Raw genomic sequence first — 18,383 nt, 5'->3', positions numbered from 1 at the left:
AAACTGTAACAAAGACACTTAACTGTATCTATATAAAGTCTGGAGGCTGGAACAATGAATACTTACACCGGCAAACAGCTGGCTGAGCTGGTACAGCAGGAAGCTCCTGATATGAATCTGCGGACCGTGCGTTATTATACACAGATTGGCCTGCTCCCGCCGCTCGAGCTGTCCGGCAACAAACGGGTCTATACCGACCGCCATTACAGGCATCTGAGGGCTATTCTGGCTTTATCCAGAAGCGGAGAAACGCTGGCCGATATCCAGCTTAAACTGGCAGACATGCCGGAAGACGAGATAGCAAAGCTTGGCGAACGCCTGAAGTTTTTGCAGCCGGAACAGCTTCTGTCGGGGGATACGCTGGTAGTCAGCGAGGATGTTATGCTGACGGTCAGTCCGCGGATTTCACCAGAGCTGAGACTGGAGCTTCAAGATACGATTACCCGGATGCTGAAGGAGGGGCAACGAGGATGATAACAGCGCGGCTGGCCAAACCGGTGCTTGAGCATGAAGAAGGGCTAAACCATCTGCTTATTCAAATCCATCCGCCAGAAAAGTTTGAGCAAGCTGTAGTCAGGCTTATTATGCCGGAAGGAATTCAAGCGGGGGAGGCTTATGGGGTGTTTGAGGCAGACGGCTCAGGCGAAATGCTTCTGCACTCGCTGGACAGGATGAACGAGCTGCTGGTGGAGATTTATACCGGCGAAGCTATCCCCTGCGGCCAAGTAAGCTTATGTATAGTTGTCATGTATACAGATCTCCAAGGGAATGCAGATAGCGAACAGCTTGCTGTTCAGCTGATGATTGCACAAGCTGACAGTGCAGAAACAGAGGAGCCGGAGCTTGATGAGGAGGTCGTTAATAAGGTTAAGGCATTAGCAGGGCCTGCGGGTGCAGCAGCGCGCAATGGTTCAGCCGGTAACGGATTCCTTGATTGTACGCCTAAGAAGGGAATAACCTATGATCCGTATTACACTTCCGAACTGGAGAAGCAGTATCGTGTAGATGGAGGCGGCGCCTTTTAAGGCAGAGTGTGATGAGTAAATGCTCCTGGCACCGGCCTCAGAGCAAAATATAAAGGCTGGCATCACCCGCATATTCCTGCGGATGATGCCAGCCTATTCGTGCGGCGGAGTGCAGCAAAGAGATTATCCCCTCCCGATAATCAAAGACAGAAGGCCCGCGGCAATCAGCGGACCGACCGGAACGCCCTTGAACAGGGCGACGCCGAGCACAGTGCCGATCAAGAGGCCGGCGACAACCGTCGGCTGGCTGCCCATCAGCACGGCGCCGCGGCCGCCGAGATAAGCAACCAGCATGCCGATGCCGATGGCGGCCAGCGATTTCCAGTGGAAGAAGGACTGCCAAATTGTATTCAGCGAGATTTTGCCGCTGGCCAGCGGGGTCATCACTCCGATTGTCAGGATGATGATTCCGAGCGTCAGGCCATGCTTTTCCAGCCACGGAAAAGTCTGTTGCAGTCCCAGTACCCTGAGCAGCAGCAGTACAACCATAGCGATAGTAACCGGTGAATTGCTGCTGATAATGCCAAGCGCGGCCAGGCCAAGTAACAGCAGGGAGGTGATATCCATGTAGACGGGCACTCCTTGTCTTATTTGAGCTTTTGTGAAACGATATGGTCGGCAATCAGCTTGCCGTGACCGCGTCCGGTCTCGATGAATACCTCATTGGCGTTGCGGCCGGAGGCGATAACCCCTGCTACATAGAGGCCCGGTATATTGCTCTCCATCGTTGAAGGGTTGAATGACGGCTTGTCCAGCTCATTGTCCATCAGCACGCCTGCGGATGACAGCAGTGCCCTGCTCGGACGGAAGCCGGTCATCGCCAGCACAAAATCATTGTCCAGCTCGCTAGTCTCCCCATTGTGCCCGGTTACGATGACAGAGGATGGCGTAATCTCGGTGACCCGTGATTCCAGATGCAGGGCTATTTTACCTTTGGTTACCATGCTCTCAAAAATAGGCCGCACCCACGGCTTGATATTGTCGGAAATGCTTGCCCCGCGGTAGACCATATCTACAGAGGCACCGACACGGATCAGCTCCAGTGCCGCATCCACTGCGGAATTGCTTCCCCCAATAACGGTTACCCTCATCCCGGTATACGGGTGGGCCTCGCCAAAGTAATGCGTAACCTTGGGCAGCTCTTCCCCAGGAATGCCGATCATATTCGGCTGGTCGAAATAGCCGGTCGAAATAACGACATGTGCAGCCTGCCGGCTCTGCCGTTCTCCGCGTTTGTTGACAGTATGTACAGTAAAGCTGCCGTCTTCATTCCGTTCCACACTCAGCGCTTCTTCATACGCTGCAATCTCAAGACCGTGCTGCTCCGCTGCCCGCCGGTAATAGACCAGGGCTTCATGGCGAAACGGCTTGTCATTGGGTGAGGTGAAGGGAACACCGCCAATTTCGAGCAGCGCGGTTGTGCTGAAGAACTGCATGCTGGTCGGGTACAGATAAATGGAGTGCACTATAAAATTTTTCTCAATAATCAGGCTCGAAAGCCCCTGGCGCTGGCATTCAATTGCCGCTGACAGCCCGCAGGGACCGGCGCCGATAATAATAACGTCTTTCATAATGACTTGCGACCTCCTGATGGATAAGTTCTGTCTCTAAATGTTACCTTAATTTTTAATTTAACGCCAATCCCTGTGTAAAAGATCAGCTGTGGCGGTTGCCGGATATCCTTAAATTTGATATAATTAGATATATATCTAAACAATATTCCTTTTCATCCCAGCTTATATTTGTTACAGGAGCGTGACCCCCATGCAGCTTGATAAAATTGTTAATTACCATAAGGCCTTGTCCGATCCGACGAGATTACGTATATTACTGCTGTTGTCCAGAGGAGAGGAGATTCACGGCCAGGCGCTGGCGGAAAGGCTCAATCTGTCACAGCCGACTGTAACCCATCATGCCGCCAAGCTGCGGGAAGCTGCAATGATTACAGAACGGCGGGACAAGAACACCGTCTACTTCAGACTTAATCCCGAGTTTATCAGGGCAGGCTCTGAAGCATCCTTGAGCTTTATTTTTTCCAAAGGAACGCAGGAGATGGAGGAGCAGTCACCTGAGAACAGCCTGAAGGAATCGGTGCTGCGCAACTTTTTTGCCAAAGACGGAAGGCTGCGCCAGATCCCGGCCCAATACAAGAAGAAGCTGATTGCCCTGCAGTACATGGCTGAAAAGCTGACCCCGGGAACTGTCTACAGCGAGAAAGAGATGAACGAGTTCATCAAGCAATACCATGACGATTACGCCACCATCCGCCGTGAATTCATCATGCATCAGTTCATGTACCGCGAGCATGACAAATATGAACTGAACCCGCCCGAAATGTGGACGCGCTGGGAGAACGTGAAATAATGCAACTTGTCACTTAATGCTCTTATAATTTCGGAGATTCTGTGACAAATAAATGCACTCCTGATTAAAGGTTAGAAAAGTGAATAAACTGGAATTGTAAGCGTTATCTGACATATACTTTGAAAGGAGACTTTCAGTATGATATTCAAACGCGCTAAAAAAAATACAATCCCTGAGCCGATCACTGTCACTTTGCCGCAGATCAAGCAGGCTGTCAGACAATTCGAAGAAGATATGCCTGCCTCAGTCAATCGTACTGTACTGATTATGGAGGATAAAAGCATCGACTTGTCCAGGCTGAAACGTTATTTGGGCGGGGTTCCCCAGCAGAAATTCTATATGTCCCGTGAAACCTACGAAATTTTTGAGGAAACTGACAAGCTGGTTCCTTACTATCTGGATATGGTTCAATCAGCAGTGGATAATTATATCAGCGATACCGGCAAGCTGCCGCTAATCGAGGATGCCTGGCTGCCGGAGGTCCACTACCGTCTGCTCCATTCGGAACGTTATCTGACGGAGACACCGCCGTTTCCGCTGTACATTACGGAAGAAGAGATGATGCTGACCCACCGTGCGGAGCATTTTGAATAACCGGATTATCCATTTATATGACGCCAGCAGGCTGTTCAGCAGTAAAGAAGGATATAGCTTCTTTTCTGCAGGGCAGTCTTTTCTTTGTCCGGACATACATAGTACAATTAATCTCTGACATTTAAGCGGATAAGGAGATTTAATCAAGATGAGAGAGAAACAGGCATTGCTGTTTGATCTGGACAATACCCTGATGGACCGGGACTATACGTTCCGCAGCTTCAGTACCCGGTTTGTAAAGGATTATCTGGGCCATCTGTCGGAGGAAGAGGCTTTGCGGGTTGTAGAGGATATGATTGTGCGGGATGCGGACGGCTACCGGGATAAGGACGGATTTTTTACCGAGCTTAGCGAAGTGCTGCCCTGGCAGACACAGGTGAGTGCAGCGGACATACGGGCGTATTATGATTCAAACTATTTCAGCCACGGGGCGGCTATGAAGGATGCAGCTGAAATCCTGAACTACTGCCGGGAGCGGGGGTACATTCTGGGGCTCGTAACCAACGGTAAAAAGGATCTTCAGGACGGTAAAATTGATCTGCTCGGGTTACGCGGCTATTTTAAGGCGATTGTGATTTCAGGCGAAGCCGGGATCAGCAAGCCTGATCCGGCTATATACAAGCTGGCGCTGGAGCGTATGGGTACCTCTGCAGAGCAGACCCTGTTCATCGGCGATCATCCGGTCAATGATATCTGGGGTGCCGGCAAAGCGGGAATGGACACCGTCTGGCTGAAGCGGAACCACCCGTGGGACGAACGTCTGGATGTGCAGCCCTGGAGAAGCATTAATGAGCTGGCTGAGCTGAAGGAAATCATTTAGAGTTTCAGGTAGACTTTATTTATAAAAAATACTTTACCGGGGTGCGGCGTTGACAATGCGCAGCCGGGACGTTTATAGTTACAGCATATTAACCACGAAGGAGACGATGTAATATGACAGTTTATACAGCACGTTCATTATCGGTAACAACTGTTGTAGATACGTGTCTTCCGGGAACAGCGGCTGCGCAGCAAGTGTGATGCAGCTTAGCAGGTAAGCTCTTAAAGTGCCTTTTAGAGCCGTCCGGGACCGTATGTGTTCCGGCGGCTTTTTTGCGCGGTCAAGCGTTATTGAATACGGATCGTACCGTATTTGGTATGCCAGGGTCGCGCGCAGAACTGTGCGGTTCTTCCTTACCCGGGAAGACCGCAGCTTTCTGTATATGATTTGATCGCAGTCCTACCTTTCAGCAGGAGGGGGGGGGCTGTGATCCAATCCGCCGCCGGAACGTTAGGTTCCGGCGGCTTTTTGTGTTCCCGGACAATGTGAGTGGAGAACTAAACCAAATATCAGGAGGAAATAACATTACAATGATTATTGAACAATACGGATGGAATGAAAATTGGCAAGTAAAATGGAACGGGATAATTCACAATCAGGAGCAGCCACACAATAAGCGTGTTCCCGGCCGGATCACAGGTGACTTTGGCAGCAAATACCGGGTCATAACGGATGCAGGCGAAACCTGGGGTGAGCTGTCCGGGAAGCTCCGGCATTCCGTCACAGATTCGGGCGAACTGCCGGCCATCGGGGACTGGGTAGCTTTAGCTATGCAGGATGGGGGAGAGCACGCTGTTATTCATGGGCTGCTGCCCCGTCAAAGTGTTATTTCGCGCAAGGTAGCGGGAAATACGCAGGCAGAGCAGATTGTCGCTTCCAATGTAGATACATTGTTTCTGGTCAGTGCCTTGAATGATGATTTCAATGTGCGGCGGATGGAGCGGTATCTGATTATGGCCTGGAACAGCGGAGCGAGTCCGGTCATTCTGCTGACCAAGGCCGATCTGTGCCCGGATGCAGATACCAGAATAGCGGAGATGGAGCGGGCTGCACCCGGCGTGCCGGTACATGCGGTCAGCGCCCTGCTCGGTGACGGACGTGAAGAGCTGCTGCCGTATATCCGCAGCGGGCAGACGGTGGCCCTGACCGGCTCTTCCGGCTGCGGTAAGTCAACGATGGTCAACTGGCTCAGCGGCCAAACCCTGCAGCTGACCCAGGACGTCAGAGAGGGCGACAGCCGCGGACGGCATACAACGACGCACCGGGAAATGTTCGTGCTGCCTGAAGGCGGGATTATCGTGGATACCCCCGGGATGCGTGAGCTGCAGCTGTGGGAGGATGAGGGCGGGCTTGACCTTGCCTTTGGCGATATAAGCAGCCTGGCGGCAGAATGCCGCTATAGCGACTGCAGCCATGAACGCGAGGAGGGCTGTGCTGTGCTGGCCGCTGTATCCTCCGGGCTGCTTGAGGCGAAACGGCTCATGAACTACCGCAAGACACAGAAGGAGCTGCGCTTCCAGAGCAGCAAAGAGCAGAGACAGAAGCGGAAGGCTGTTGCTTCTGCCGGCAAAACGAGCGCCCCGCGGCCGCGGAAAACGTCATGGGAGCGGCAGCTTGAGGAGTACTGATCGTGGCATAGGCAATGAATACCCCGCAAAGCGGAGCCACCGGCCCGTATGGCTGCTGACTCTGGTGCTTGCGGGGACCCCTAATATATAAATTATTAACATCAAAAAAAGGCCATTAGGATGCCCTGCAGCTGTCTGCTCAGGCGCCCTGATGGCTTTTTTTATTAAGGATATATTCGGTGTCCCCCCCACTTTGTGGGGTTGCTTTATGCTGCAGAGGCACAGCCCGGGGAAGGGCTGTGCCTCTGCTATATATAAATAAAAGTCCGGATGCTGAGTAATACAGATGCCTGATCTTCTTGCGAATTTCTATACTGCCGGCCGGACCTTTAATGCTGGTGCTGTATTAGAACGATGCAGCAGCAGATTTAGCTTCTTCCAGACCTTTTGCAATGATGTTAGCAGACTCCTGCGGGTTCTGGTTGTGGCCTTCGATGATCACCTGTGTGATATCCTGGAAGCCCCAGAAGCTCAGGTTGTTCACGATGAAGTTAACAGCCATTTCAGCGTTTGCTGCAGGACCAGTGGAGTAGATGCCGCCTCTTGCGTTCAGGACAGCCGCTTTTTTGCCGGTAAGCAGGCCTACAGGACCTTCAGCTGTGTATTTGAATGCAGTACCAGCCTGGTTCACGTAGTCAATGTAAGTGTGCAGAACAGCAGGAACAGTCATGTTCCAGAGCGGGAAGCCGAATACAACTTTATCAGCTGCAACGAATTGGTCCAGATATTTCTTAACAAGTGCTGCGCCGGCAGCTTCTTCAGGAGTTGCTTCAAAGCCCTGGGCAGCTTTATAGATACCAGTGATCAGGGTGTTGTCGTAGTAAGGAAGCTCTTCAGCGAACAGATCCAGTTCAGTTACCTGGTCTTCCGGGTGGGATTCTTTGTAGCTTGCAAGGAATGCGTTGTAAAGTTGAACACTTACAGCCTGTTCAGCAGGGCGGTTGTTTGCTTTGATAAAAAGTACATTAGACATTATGATTTCTCCTTAAATATATATTTAATACTTACTATATTTAATATAGCATTGAATATTTAGTTTGTAAATATCCGTCGAAAGAAAAATAAATTTCAGCGACAGCAAATGCCTTGGAATTGCACGGCTACCATATCTCCTGATGGATAACAGCATAACCGGAACTGAGGCTCAATATGTAGTAAAGTCGTTCCGACAAGCCTGTTTTTACCAGAAAATAGAAGCGTTTGAGCTTCCGGAGACCCGGTTATATAGGTGATACAAGGGAGGCAGGAAATGATTTCCTGGGTCCATTAACGGCAAAAGTTATTCAAAAAGGAGCGATTGACATGTCCATTGACCGTTTTATCATTAAAAAACTGGACAGCTGTCACGAAGAACAGACACGCCTCAATTTAGTGAAGTTGTTCAAGCTGCGCATCCAAAAAGCGGAGAAAGAAGAAAATAAAAACCGCCCGACCGGTTAAAAACCTGCCGCTGTCCTACAGTTATTCGGCACATCATATAGAGCGGAGCACCTTCTTTCCAGGCGAAAGAGCGTGCTTTTTTTTGAAATATAAGAATTTATATGGTTACACGTCATAAACGATCCCGCAGAAACGGATACCATCCCCCAAAGGACGGCAAAGCCGTTTCTTTGGTGTACAAAAAACTATCCCTCTGTTAGTAGAGGGATAGTGCGAGTGAATCATTTTCACTGTAACTGTGCAATATAGCTTCTGAGCCTTTAATTTCGATACTGATAAGTGAATTCAAACATTTCTGGAGAGCGCTTTTGCCCTTCTGGATTTTGAGCTCCAGTGTATTGTTGAGGATTCGTAGTACCTTTTGGGTTGGCTGTTTGTTTTCAGTTGTGAAATATACCGGTACAGACTTGTTCTGAAATGTGATGAGCATTCTCATAATCGAAATCACCTCGCTAAAAGTATTTCATGCTATGATCATACCCGGCATTTCTTAATTTTACCTTAAAATTAGCTTATGATAACATAAAGATTGCAAGTTTGGTAGATTCGAGCTTTTTACTGCTGGGCGATTCCTGATTTCCTGGGAATCCGGGAAGGAAATTGGACTGTGAATAAAGATGAAATGGTATATTTAGCGCGTTTTCTGTTTCCTGAAGCGCCGGCGCACGGAAAGGAAGTATCCGGTCTGCTGCAAATGGCGGGTTCTGCAGAACGAATATGCCGGCTGAAATATTGTGAAGGAGAGCATACCCAGGATCTCTGTCTGCAGGTATTCAAGGAACGGACCATCATCTCCAGCATTCAGGAGGAGGATCCCTTCGGCTATGAGCTTACAGAGCCCGCAAAGGTGAAGCGGGCATGTTTTTATTTGTTCAACTGCCCTGAGCATATGGAAGGAAATTCCTGTCCGGATGTCCCCGCCCTGCAGATGTCCAGAAGCAGGTTCGAGGAACTGAAAGCCCAGGCGGCAACCTACACGCTGTACACTTTGGCCGAGTGCCTGAATGCCGAGACAGGGGACCTCCTTCGTTCGGCTCAGCTGGCCAGAGTTCTTAAATACCGGACGGCTGACGGTGAACTCAGGCTCTGTTCCCGCAGCACGGACAGCTGGATTTGTCAGCATGCAGGGTACATAGAAGATGCCTCCGGCGGCTGGCTGCTCCGGATGAGCTGCGAATCGGCAGAGGACTGGATCGTTGCCGTACCCGCAAGCAAGGCGGAGGTCTGCTTGGCATTATATGAATGGATGCTGCATGCCTCGCATGCCGTTAATCCAGAATAACAGCAGAATAGGGCGGAAGGGTAAGTTCGGCATCGCTAAATGCTGCTTCCTCCGGAACAGTCTTGATGATGTTTGTATATCCTTTGTCATTCGTTCCCTGCTTCAGGGTTACTGTCTGAATGCTGCCTGTCAGATTAAGCATAACGAGCACCTGCTGTTCGGCTGTTACACGTTCAAATGCCATGACACCGTCATTCCCGGAAGCATAGTCCCGTATATCCCCGTTCTGGAGTGCAGGTACCTGGCTGCGGAGGGCTATTAGCTGACGGTACCAGTCCAGCAGCGAGCCGGTGCTGGTGAGCTGGCTCTCCACATTTCCCCCGGAATTCCCCTTGTTGTTAGTGACCGCTTCCCAGGTTGTCTGGCCGGTACTGCCACTGTCCGCAGACCACTGCATCGGTTCACGGATTCCTTCATCCGGTTTGCGGCCTAACATGCCGATCTCTTCCCCATAATAAATAAATGGATTGCCCGGCAGCGTAAGCAGCATAGCGGCAGCCATTCTGGCATGATCCGGATTGCCCTCAAGCTCGCTCATTACCCTGTTCTGATCATGATTGGTCAAGAAGATTGCATCTGTAAAACGGCCTTGAGAAAGCTGCGAATATAGCCTGTAAGTCCGCTCCAGTGTGAATGCTGCGCCACTGTCCTTTTCCGTCCTGGCGGCGTTCACCAGCGTCTCGGCCAGCCCGAAGTTAAAGCCGGAATCAAAGGCCTGATCCAGATAGGCGCCGACGGATACGGCAGAGTTCTCCCAAACCTCCCCTACAATATAGGCCTGCGGGTTAACCTCGTTCATGGCCTGGCGGAATTCCTGCCACCAGGCTACATTTTTGGCGGTCGTCTCAGTACTCTTATCCGTTACAAGATCCTCATAAATATGTTTGGCGGCATCAAGGCGGAAGCCGTCGACACCCTGCTCCAGCCAGAACTTTCCGATATCCTTCATTTCATTGCGCACGTCAGGATTATCGAAATTGAGGTCGGGCATCCCGTCCCAGAAGGTGCCCATGTAATGGCTGCCCAGCACGGAATGCCAGGGGCTTCCGCTGCCGGCTGCACTGCTGCCGCTGACAGGGCGGTTCTGATCTTCAGCCCAGACATAGTAGTCGCGGTATTTGCTGTCCTCATTTTTGGCGGATTCCACAAACCAAGGATGCTCCCTGGACGTATGGTTCACAACAAGATCCATGATCACCTTAATTCCCCGCTTATGCGCCTCACGGATCAGCTCCTGCATATCCTCAACCGTCCCGTAATCGGGATTGATGCTGCGGTAATCTGTGACATCATACCCGTGATAGCTGGGAGAAGGGTTAACCGGCATCAGCCAGATGCCTCCAACCCCCAGGTCATCCGCAGTCGCAGGATCACCATCATTCAAATAATCCAGTTTAGCCGTCAGCCCGCGCAGATCCCCAATGCCGTCGCCGTCTGAATCATAAAACGAACGGACGAACACTTCATAAAACACAGTAGAGGGCTGCTCATCAACAGCAGCAGGCTGCTGGGATTTCAGCGGTGCCGTGCCGGCGTCCGGTGAAGGTGAAGTCTGTGCGGCCGGGACGGTGGAAGCCTCTCCGTTATTGCCGGCAGCAGAATTCCCGTCGTTCGTGCAGCCTGCCAGCAGTGCTGCCGTAAGTCCAGTTAAGGCCAGGGAATGCAGGATACGGCGTCCCGGTAGCCGTTTAAACTCATGTTTCATCTGTAAATAAACCCCTTCCTGATGGTGTTGCTTCATTAATATGTTTCCAGTAAGCGCTTTACTAAATATACTAGTGTAATCAACCTTGTTGGTAAAACGTTTGCACATGCCTAAATTGGCTGAAATATATTATTTATAGTGATTATTTCATGATTATATGTATTTATCTTTACAAATCATAATATTACTCTCATTTACTAGGATTATCTTTAATATTAAAAGAATGAGGTATGGATTTTGACAAGTTTCTTTCCAAATTCTGCTGAAGTAATAGTGCAAACGGTTTTCCCTCACGCTTTTAACCAAACAATAGGCCCCGGCATATGCTTTAGGTAAGGGCCAAAGACCCGGGAAGAAAGGAGAAATGAAGGATGACAATCAAGAAAAAGCTGGCTTTGCCGCTGCTGCTCCTCGTCTTGTGCTTCTCAGTGCTCGCCGGCTGCGGCACAGAGCAGGCGGGAGTAAAGGTGAAAGTCGGCGAAGTAACCCGTTCTGTCTTTTATGCGCCTGAGTATGTGGCATTATCGCAGGGCTTCTTTAAGGATGAGGGGCTGGATGTGGAGCTGCAGACCATTCCGGGCGGGGATAAGACGATGACCGCCCTGCTCTCAGGGGCCATAGATGTGGCGCTTGTCGGGTCAGAGACTTCGATTTATGTAGCCCAGCAGGGAGCGGATGATCCTGTGATCAATTTTGCCCAGCTTACCCAGCGGGACGGCACTTTCCTGTTCGCCCGCAAGGCAGAAGGTGAATTCAGCTGGGATCAGCTGAAAGGGTCGACGTTCCTCGGGCAGCGGGCAGGCGGTATGCCGCAGATGGCCGGTGCATTTACGCTGCATAACAAAGGGATTGATGCCGGCAAGGATCTTACGCTGATTCAAAATATTGATTTCGCCAATATTGCGGGTGCATTTGCGTCTGGAACAGGTGATTACGTGCAGCTGTTCGAGCCTCAGGCTTCGATCTTTGAAAGTGAAGGGCGCGGTGCAGTCGTAGCTTCGTTCGGCGTGGAGAGCGGCTATCTGCCTTATACGGTCTTCATGTCCAAGCAAAGCTATATCAGCAAAAATGGCGATACAGTGCAAAAGTTCACCAATGCGGTCCAGCGGGCCCAGCTGTGGGTGAAGGAGCACAGCGCTGAGGAAATTGCAGAAGCGGTTATGCCGTATTTTGAGAACACTGACAAGGGAATTGTCATTTCTGCAATCAATCGTTACAAGGAGCAGGACACTTATGCTGCAAATCCTGTTATTGATGATAAAGAGTGGAACAATCTGCTGGATGTCATTGAACTCGCCGGTGAGCTGCAGGAACGGATTCCGCTGGAAAAGATCGTGGACAACAGCTTCGCCGGGAAGGCCGAAGCGGACATTAAAACTTCATCCGTGAAATGAGGGGCTGATATGCTGCCAGTTGTGCAATTGAAGGGTGTGACGCACGCTTACCTGGGCGACCGTGAGGCTTCACTTGCCATTGAGGACCTGAGCCTGGAGGTGGAGAAGGGGGAGTTTGTCAGCCTGGTCGGACCGAGCGGCTGCGGCAAAACAACCCTGCTATCGATCATCGCCGGGCTGCTGAAGCCTTCGCTCGGAGAGGTGTCGGTCAGCGGCCGGCTGATTCAGGGTCCTTCACCTGAAGTAGGCTATATGCTACAGCAGGACTACCTCTTCCCCTGGCGGACCATCCTTGACAATGCGCTGCTAGGACTTGAGCTGACCGGAAATCTGACTGCTGAAGCCCGGCAGAAAACAGTGGACCTGCTGGCAGAAATGGGCCTGGCCGGCAAAGAAAAGGCTTATCCGGCCCAATTGTCCGGCGGAATGCGCCAGCGTGTGGCCCTGGTGCGCACGCTTGCGACAAATCCGGGGCTGCTCCTGCTGGATGAGCCGTTCTCAGCGCTGGATTATCAGATCAAACTGCAGCTGGAGGACCTGGTATCGGAAACTTTGCGCCGGCGCGGGACTACGGCGGTTCTGGTGACCCATGATCTGTCCGAAGCGATTGCGGTCAGCAGCAGAGTCATTTTACTGCAGCCCAATCCCGGCCGGATCCGCAAAATTTTTGAGGTGCCTGAGGAAATCCGCAGCACGCCTCCGCTGTACGCGCGGGATCTGCCGGGGTTTGCGGAGCTTTTTCATGAATTATGGAAGGAAATGGAGCTGGCAGGGAGGGAAGGACAGTGAACAGGAACGGGCTAAACGAAGTGCCAAGCTCCGCGGGGAATGGCTGCAGCAGAAGCACCAGGACTATAAAAAGCAAAAGCGCCGCTGGAGCAGCCGGGTCATGGCCGTAAGGGCCAGTCTGCTTGTGCTGTTCTTTTTCCTGTGGGAGGCCGGGGTAAGACTGGGCTGGATCGATGAGCTGCTGTTCAGCTATCCGACCAAGGTGCTGCGGCAAATCTGGAACGATATGGCCAGCGGCAGCCTGTGGCCGCATCTGGGAATGACGGCCTTAGAAACGGCGGTCGGCTTTGTGCTGGGAACACTGCTTGGCACATTGCTTGCGGTCATCATCTGGTGGTCGCCTTTTTTATCAGCCGTGCTTGATCCCTATATGGTTGTATTCAACAGTATGCCTAAGGTGGCACTCGGTCCGATTTTTATCGTGATGTTCGGAGCCGGCTTTACAGCGATTGTCATTACCACCTTATCCATCACCGTGATTATCACTACGCTGGTTGTCTATAACAGCTTCTGCAGCGTCGATCCCAACCTGGTCAAGGTGGTGCGTTCCTTCGGTGCGTCGCGGGTGCAGGAGTTTAACAAGGTGATTCTGCCGGCCTCTTTTCCCACAATAGTGTCTACACTGAAGGTAAATGTCGGGATGTCGTGGGTCGGGGTGATCGTAGGTGAATTTCTGGTGGCCAAATCCGGGCTCGGATATCTGATCATTTACGGTTTTCAGGTTTTCAATTTCACTCTGGTAATGTCCAGCCTGCTCATTATAGCCGCTGTGGCTACTGCGATGTATCAGCTGGTGGTCTATGTGGAGAAGCTGTTGCTGTCACGGCTGTGAATTTTATGTCATATTGTGTCTCCCTGAAAAATCCTGTACCATGTCTATATCTTTACAAGCAAGCTGATGCAGAGAGTCAAGGAGAGGTATTTACATGGGATTTAGGGTTATCAAAACAGCGGCCGCCACGCTGCTGTCCATACTTCTGGCAGCCGCTGCGGGTATTCCGAATGCACAAAGCGCCGGCCTGCTGGCCATTCTCGGGGTGGAAACAACGCGGAAAAGGAGTCTTCGTACGATCATTGCCCGTTTTTCCGCCTCGCTTGTGGGTCTTCTTATCGGCTGTTCCTTATTTGCCGTGCTGGGTTTTCATTACTGGGTGCTGGGGCTGTATGTGCTGTTCGGCTTTCCGCTGATTGTCAAATCAGGCTTTAAGGAAGGGATCGTCACCAGCTCCGTTATTGTGTTTCGCGTGTTCGGACAAGCTGAGCTGACCCTGCACGTCCTGCTGCAGCAGATCGAGCTTCTGATTATCGGACTGGGCTCGGCCGGTCTGGTCAATCTGATCTACATGCCGCAGACCACCGGTGTTATCTCCGGCATCCGCAAGGAGGTGGACGGCTATTTCTCGGTTATTTTCAAACAAATGGCAACGACACTCCGTGATCCTGCTTATATATGGGACGGTAAGGAGCTGATCGGGGCGAACGCCGCTATCCAGCGCGGACTTACAGCAGCCACCAGGGAGCTTGAGAATCATGTGATTCATCCGGACGAGGCCTGGAATGTCTACTTCTATATGCGCAAGGAGCAGCTGGAATCGATTCAGAATATGCTGCAGCTTCTCTCTCAGGTCTACCGGCAGCTTCCGCACGGCGGCATGGTGGCCGACCTGTTCGACCAGCTGAGCGGGGATGTACTGGCAGAAGAATATACCGGGCGCACGGAGCGGCTGCTGGCAGGCGTCGAGCAGGAATTTCAGCAGATGGAGCTGCCTTCGACCCGCGAAGAATTCGAAGTCCGTTCAGCTATTCTGCAGGTGTGCCGGGAATTGGCATTATACCTGAAGATTGCCAAGCAGCATAAGGTTCCGGTCGAGATCAAGCCAGCAAAACGTCTGCTGCGGGGGCGGAGCAACTGATCATACATAACACGAATTAGGTGACAGGTATTAACATTACCGTGTAAAATTACGATAAGAAATGTAAGCACAAAAAGTGAGCCGGTAATCCTTTTGCCGTTCACTGTTCATGAGAGAAGAAGTTCAATTACTGCAGATTGTTCGCTTATGTGAATTTCTGCTCTGGCAGGTGAGGACAATGAACATCAATAATGAACAATATCTCGGCAAGCAGCTTGCAGCCAATCTTTTTAATCACAAGGGCGTGTTCGTCCTGCCCGCAATGACACTGCTGAACAATGATCATATCCGCCTGATCACCCGGCACAGGATTATGCTGGAGCCCCAGGACGTGGTCCATGTTGACAGCGCCGCCTTTTACCAGATTGCGGTTGATGAGTGTACTGCAGCAATGGAGAGTATTTTTGAACAGCTCCGCTATAACAAAAGCAAACGTTTACCGATGATTGAGCTCAGAAATGAAGTTATTCCTTTTATCCAGCAGGTTAGTGAGAAGAACGATTTCTTTGGCATATTGGCTGCACTCCAGCCGAAGGACGACTATACATACAGGCATAATGTTGCGGTGGGTATTCTGTCCACGCTGCTTGGCAAATGGCTCAAGCTGAAGCCGGAGGAGCTGGGCATGCTGACAATTGCTGCGACGCTGCACGACATTGGCAAAATCATGATCCCTTCGGAGATTCTTACCAAGACCGGTCCGCTGGACGAGGAAGAAACGGCGCTGATGAAGAAGCATACCACCTACGGCTATGAGATGATAAGAGATACTGTAGGTACCAATCACATGCAGGCACTTGTCGCGCTGCAGCATCATGAGCGGATGGACGGCAGCGGCTATCCGTTCGGGGTACTGGGGCACCGGATTACAGATTTCAGCAAAATCGTCGCCGTGGCGGACATTTTCCATGCCATGACCTCGGAACGGCTCTACCGACCGCTGCGCCGCTGTACGAGGTGCTCCGGCAGATGGAGGATGACGTATTCGGCAAGCTCGACCCTTATATCTGCAGAGTCTTCATTAATAAGCTGATGCAGTCCATGCTGGGCAACGATGTCGTGCTTACTGACGGCCGGACCGGCAAAATCATCCTGATTCTCGCCCATGATCCGCTGCGTCCGCTGGTCAACATCGGAGAGGATTTCGTGGATCTCAGCAGGCACCGGGATCTGGGTATTGTACGGGTTATTCCGCAATAGCCTGGGAGTATATGGATCATTTCGGTTAATAGAGCCGTCAGGCAAGTCCGATCGCATAAACCAAAAAACACCAGTTCACCCGTTACGGAGGAGTTGGTGTTTTTTTACGGGTATACAGGCTGGCTATGTATCATAACGCGGTGTTTTTAACAATAAAATGGACTATGAAGCTTATAGAGGGACGGGTCGAGGGCTTACCCAAATTTATTTCTACTCTAACAATCAACAAATGCCCAGAACGTGCATACACTTGATAGTGAATGATTGTATGGAGGAGGTTCAAAGATGTCATTAAGCCATAAACGTCAAACAAGGGAGATCATTACGAAGGCAATCTGCGGCAAAGGTCGTAAGTTCTCTACCGCAACCCATACCGTGACTCCGCCACATCATCCGACTAGTATTCTGGGGGCTTGGATCATTAACCACCAGTACGAAGCGGTTGCCGCCGGAAACGGAATTGAAGTAATCGGTACTTACGATGTGAACATCTGGTACTCGTATGACAAAAACAAGCAGACTGAGGTAGCCAAAGAAACAGTCTCCTATGTTGAGCTTATCCCGCTGTCATACCTGGACCCGAGACACCGTGCTTCCACGGTTGAAGTCTCTGCGGAGGCAACGCAGGAACCCAACTGTGTGGAAGCGGGTGTATCGCCAGGCGGCGGCAGTGTGACGCTCCGCGTGGAACGCGAGTTTGAGGCGGAGCTGGTGGCTGAGACCAAGGTCCGCGTGTACGTCAGTGATCAGGCCGACGATCTGGAAGACAAGGATTATGATTTCGAAGGCGAGAGCTTCGACTATGATGATCTGGACCCTGACGCCCTGGATGATGAGCTGTAAGGAAGGAGGGCGCCGCCGCCGCTGATTACCGGTGGGTTATGGTCCATTATATGTAGCGGGGGCGGCGGCGAGAGGGCGAACGCCCTCCTTTTTTAATTTTATTTTGGATGCAGGGGGCGGATGCGGGAAAGGTTCAGGGGGAATTAAGCTAGACTTACGGATACTTTAGGAATATAGAGCGGTCTGGTGAAGTTCTTCATAAGGTACGCTTGTTGCGTTGGGTTCTCAATAATTAGGTGGATTTTCTACAGTTAATTCCACCCGACTTCTCTATTTCAAGCAATTAGTTGTAAACTCGCTACTTAATTTTCCCCGAAAAGTCCTTTGAACGCCAAAATAGAGAAATTAAGTGCTGTTTTTCCAATTAGTATCCTCTTTTCTATAGTGGACCTAAGAATTAGTTGACGATTTTCCACTTAGATTGAGCAGCTGTAAACCAATTACTGAACGGGTGCAGAAACTGTTGGGAGGGCAGGTCATGAATGAAGGGCTTAACGTGTTTATCAGGTTAACACTGCAGCAGCGGGAAGCCAGACTGCAGCGCTCCGGCATTAAAGCTGCTATGACTCCGTCCGGCCGGGGGCAGGTGGGGCAGCGGGGGATTTCGGCAGCAGAAGCAAACGGCATACATATGTATCATTCAAAAGAAATTGGCACGATCCACAGACAGCAATATATTGTCCGCATCTTCAATCTGCAGGTGGTGGACATCCTGGCGCTGGGAACCGGACAGGCTATGGGGCATAAGGCTAATGCGCAGAGTCGGGGAGAGCCGGAGAGTGTAGCTGAGGGCTCTGGCAACCAAGGCAGGAGTTTGGTTAGGTTAGCTGCCCATGATGCTGGAGGCATCACGGAAGGGGGCTCTTCTTCGCCTGTAAACAGAAGGGGACGTACGGCTGATACTTCAGTGGATGAAGGGGATCCGGGTGGCCGGACTGTGGCCGAAAGAGAGGAACGGCTGACAGCAGATGGCAGGGCAGAGATGCAGGCAGCTGTGCCGGGGTGGTATAGCGCCGGGCAGAATAGCCGCCGCAGTTCAGCAGGCCAGCTGTGTGAAACGGCGGTCCGGGCATTGTATTGCCTTGGGCTGGATAGCGGTGAGATAAGGCTTACGGCTCTGGGCGGCAAACAGTTTGCCGCCCAGGCCATCATGCCGCTCTCAGCTGCAGACAGCGGCGTTTATCAGGCGGCGTCACAGGCGCTTGACGCCGCCCTTGCCCTTGAGCAGCCCGGCGTCCAGGGCTGCTGATGGGCATGGACCCGGAGTTTCTGATACTCCGGGAGTCCACCGGCCGCGTCGTGCCCGCGTCGCGGTACCTGCCCCTGGACGGCGTCGCGGGCTGCGACGCCGGGCCCCCGGGAACGCAGGGCACGTTCCCGGTAGCG

Annotated in this window: 21 protein-coding genes; 16 read left to right on the top strand and 5 right to left on the bottom strand. The window is 51.6% G+C overall.

Translation table 11 applies throughout. The features are described from left to right. Window positions 1-54 precede the first annotated feature (54 nt). Both AWJ19_RS01405 and AWJ19_RS01400 read left to right on the top strand, forming a co-directional pair. Window positions 55-474 carry a MerR family transcriptional regulator gene (locus tag AWJ19_RS01405; RefSeq protein WP_068720890.1) on the top strand — a complete coding sequence of 140 codons (420 nt, stop codon included), beginning with the start codon at window positions 55-57 and terminating at the stop codon, window positions 472-474. Continuing rightward, a complete protein-coding gene (locus AWJ19_RS01400) occupies window positions 471-1,025 on the top strand; it encodes a hypothetical protein (protein ID WP_068720888.1) in 555 nt (184 codons plus the stop codon). Before AWJ19_RS01405 ends, AWJ19_RS01400 begins: the two co-directional genes overlap by 4 nt. A 123-nt stretch (window positions 1,026-1,148) precedes the next feature. On the opposite strand, the gene AWJ19_RS01395 is transcribed toward AWJ19_RS01400, so the two are convergent. Together AWJ19_RS01395 and AWJ19_RS01390 are read right to left on the bottom strand one after the other, a co-directional pair. Next, complete coding sequence (locus AWJ19_RS01395; protein ID WP_068720886.1) at window positions 1,149-1,592, bottom strand: DUF441 domain-containing protein; 444 nt, start codon at window positions 1,590-1,592, stop codon at window positions 1,149-1,151. A 20-nt stretch (window positions 1,593-1,612) separates the two neighbouring features. Beyond that, complete coding sequence (locus AWJ19_RS01390; RefSeq protein WP_068720885.1) at window positions 1,613-2,596, bottom strand: YpdA family putative bacillithiol disulfide reductase; 984 nt, start codon at window positions 2,594-2,596, stop codon at window positions 1,613-1,615. 193 nt (window positions 2,597-2,789) lie between these two features. On the opposite strand from AWJ19_RS01390, the gene AWJ19_RS01385 reads away from it, so the two are divergent. The 4 genes from AWJ19_RS01385 to rsgA all read left to right on the top strand — a co-directional run bounded on the left by AWJ19_RS01385 (window position 2,790) and on the right by rsgA (window position 6,431). Beyond that, window positions 2,790-3,389 carry a metalloregulator ArsR/SmtB family transcription factor gene (locus AWJ19_RS01385; RefSeq protein WP_068720883.1) on the top strand — a complete coding sequence of 200 codons (600 nt, stop codon included), beginning with the start codon at window positions 2,790-2,792 and terminating at the stop codon, window positions 3,387-3,389. Between the two features lie 138 nt (window positions 3,390-3,527). Next, the gene (locus tag AWJ19_RS01380) at window positions 3,528-3,983 is read left to right on the top strand and encodes a DUF3939 domain-containing protein (protein ID WP_068720881.1); all 456 of its coding nucleotides are present in this window, start codon (window positions 3,528-3,530) and stop codon (window positions 3,981-3,983) included. 148 nt (window positions 3,984-4,131) lie between these two features. Next, window positions 4,132-4,803 (top strand): HAD family hydrolase, encoded by a 672-nt coding sequence (locus AWJ19_RS01375; RefSeq protein ID WP_068720879.1) that lies wholly within the window; start codon window positions 4,132-4,134, stop codon window positions 4,801-4,803. A 530-nt stretch (window positions 4,804-5,333) separates the two neighbouring features. Beyond that, window positions 5,334-6,431 carry a ribosome small subunit-dependent GTPase A gene (gene rsgA / locus AWJ19_RS01370; protein ID WP_068720877.1) on the top strand — a complete coding sequence of 366 codons (1,098 nt, stop codon included), beginning with the start codon at window positions 5,334-5,336 and terminating at the stop codon, window positions 6,429-6,431. Window positions 6,432-6,777: 346 nt separating this feature from the next. Here rsgA and AWJ19_RS01365 read toward each other — a convergent pair whose 3' ends face one another. Continuing rightward, window positions 6,778-7,404, bottom strand: coding sequence for an FMN-dependent NADH-azoreductase (locus AWJ19_RS01365; protein WP_039873862.1), 627 nt, complete (start codon window positions 7,402-7,404; stop codon window positions 6,778-6,780). A 329-nt stretch (window positions 7,405-7,733) separates the two neighbouring features. On the opposite strand from AWJ19_RS01365, the gene AWJ19_RS35540 reads away from it, so the two are divergent. Next, the gene (locus tag AWJ19_RS35540; protein WP_198536446.1) at window positions 7,734-7,871 is read left to right on the top strand and encodes a hypothetical protein; all 138 of its coding nucleotides are present in this window, start codon (window positions 7,734-7,736) and stop codon (window positions 7,869-7,871) included. 196 nt (window positions 7,872-8,067) lie between these two features. Here the strand turns inward: AWJ19_RS35540 and AWJ19_RS36185 are convergent, their stop codons facing one another. Further along, window positions 8,068-8,307, bottom strand: coding sequence for a hypothetical protein (locus tag AWJ19_RS36185; protein ID WP_039873859.1), 240 nt, complete (start codon window positions 8,305-8,307; stop codon window positions 8,068-8,070). A 171-nt stretch (window positions 8,308-8,478) separates the two neighbouring features. On the opposite strand from AWJ19_RS36185, the gene AWJ19_RS01355 reads away from it, so the two are divergent. Beyond that, window positions 8,479-9,153: a hypothetical protein gene (locus AWJ19_RS01355; RefSeq protein ID WP_068720875.1), complete on the top strand. Its 675-nt coding sequence runs from the start codon at window positions 8,479-8,481 to the stop codon at window positions 9,151-9,153. Here the strand turns inward: AWJ19_RS01355 and AWJ19_RS01350 are convergent. Further along, window positions 9,140-10,858 (bottom strand): alpha-amylase family glycosyl hydrolase, encoded by a 1,719-nt coding sequence (locus AWJ19_RS01350; RefSeq protein ID WP_082707639.1) that lies wholly within the window; start codon window positions 10,856-10,858, stop codon window positions 9,140-9,142. The two genes, AWJ19_RS01355 and AWJ19_RS01350, sit on opposite strands and share 14 nt — an antisense overlap. A 371-nt stretch (window positions 10,859-11,229) precedes the next feature. On the opposite strand from AWJ19_RS01350, the gene AWJ19_RS01345 reads away from it, so the two are divergent. The 8 genes from AWJ19_RS01345 (at window position 11,230) to AWJ19_RS01315 (ending at window position 18,246) form a co-directional block, all read left to right on the top strand. Then, complete coding sequence (locus AWJ19_RS01345) at window positions 11,230-12,252, top strand: ABC transporter substrate-binding protein (RefSeq protein ID WP_068720873.1); 1,023 nt, start codon at window positions 11,230-11,232, stop codon at window positions 12,250-12,252. A 9-nt stretch (window positions 12,253-12,261) separates the two neighbouring features. Further along, window positions 12,262-13,041 carry an ABC transporter ATP-binding protein gene (locus AWJ19_RS01340; protein WP_068720871.1) on the top strand — a complete coding sequence of 260 codons (780 nt, stop codon included), beginning with the start codon at window positions 12,262-12,264 and terminating at the stop codon, window positions 13,039-13,041. After that, window positions 12,995-13,873: an ABC transporter permease gene (locus AWJ19_RS01335; RefSeq protein ID WP_241781559.1), complete on the top strand. Its 879-nt coding sequence runs from the start codon at window positions 12,995-12,997 to the stop codon at window positions 13,871-13,873. The genes AWJ19_RS01340 and AWJ19_RS01335 overlap by 47 nt, the downstream gene beginning before the upstream one ends. A 94-nt stretch (window positions 13,874-13,967) precedes the next feature. Further along, window positions 13,968-14,954 carry an aromatic acid exporter family protein gene (locus AWJ19_RS01330; protein ID WP_068720869.1) on the top strand — a complete coding sequence of 329 codons (987 nt, stop codon included), beginning with the start codon at window positions 13,968-13,970 and terminating at the stop codon, window positions 14,952-14,954. Window positions 14,955-15,132: 178 nt separating this feature from the next. After that, window positions 15,133-15,987: an HD-GYP domain-containing protein gene (locus AWJ19_RS01325; protein ID WP_157889917.1), complete on the top strand. Its 855-nt coding sequence runs from the start codon at window positions 15,133-15,135 to the stop codon at window positions 15,985-15,987. Continuing rightward, a complete protein-coding gene (locus tag AWJ19_RS34520; RefSeq protein WP_128083470.1) occupies window positions 15,924-16,154 on the top strand; it encodes a hypothetical protein in 231 nt (76 codons plus the stop codon). Before AWJ19_RS01325 ends, AWJ19_RS34520 begins: the two co-directional genes overlap by 64 nt. 285 nt (window positions 16,155-16,439) lie before the next feature. After that, the gene (locus tag AWJ19_RS01320) at window positions 16,440-16,997 is read left to right on the top strand and encodes an outer spore coat protein CotE (protein WP_039873832.1); all 558 of its coding nucleotides are present in this window, start codon (window positions 16,440-16,442) and stop codon (window positions 16,995-16,997) included. Between the two features lie 478 nt (window positions 16,998-17,475). Then, a complete protein-coding gene (locus tag AWJ19_RS01315) occupies window positions 17,476-18,246 on the top strand; it encodes a hypothetical protein (RefSeq protein ID WP_068720867.1) in 771 nt (256 codons plus the stop codon). Window positions 18,247-18,383 lie beyond the last annotated feature (137 nt).

Origin of the sequence: Paenibacillus sp. DMB5, assembly GCF_001517085.1 — a bacterium.
Taxonomy (GTDB): Bacteria; Bacillota; Bacilli; order Paenibacillales; family Paenibacillaceae; genus Paenibacillus_AQ.
The sequence above is the reverse complement of the archived record's forward strand: the minus strand, read 5'-3'. Positions and strand labels throughout refer to the sequence as shown.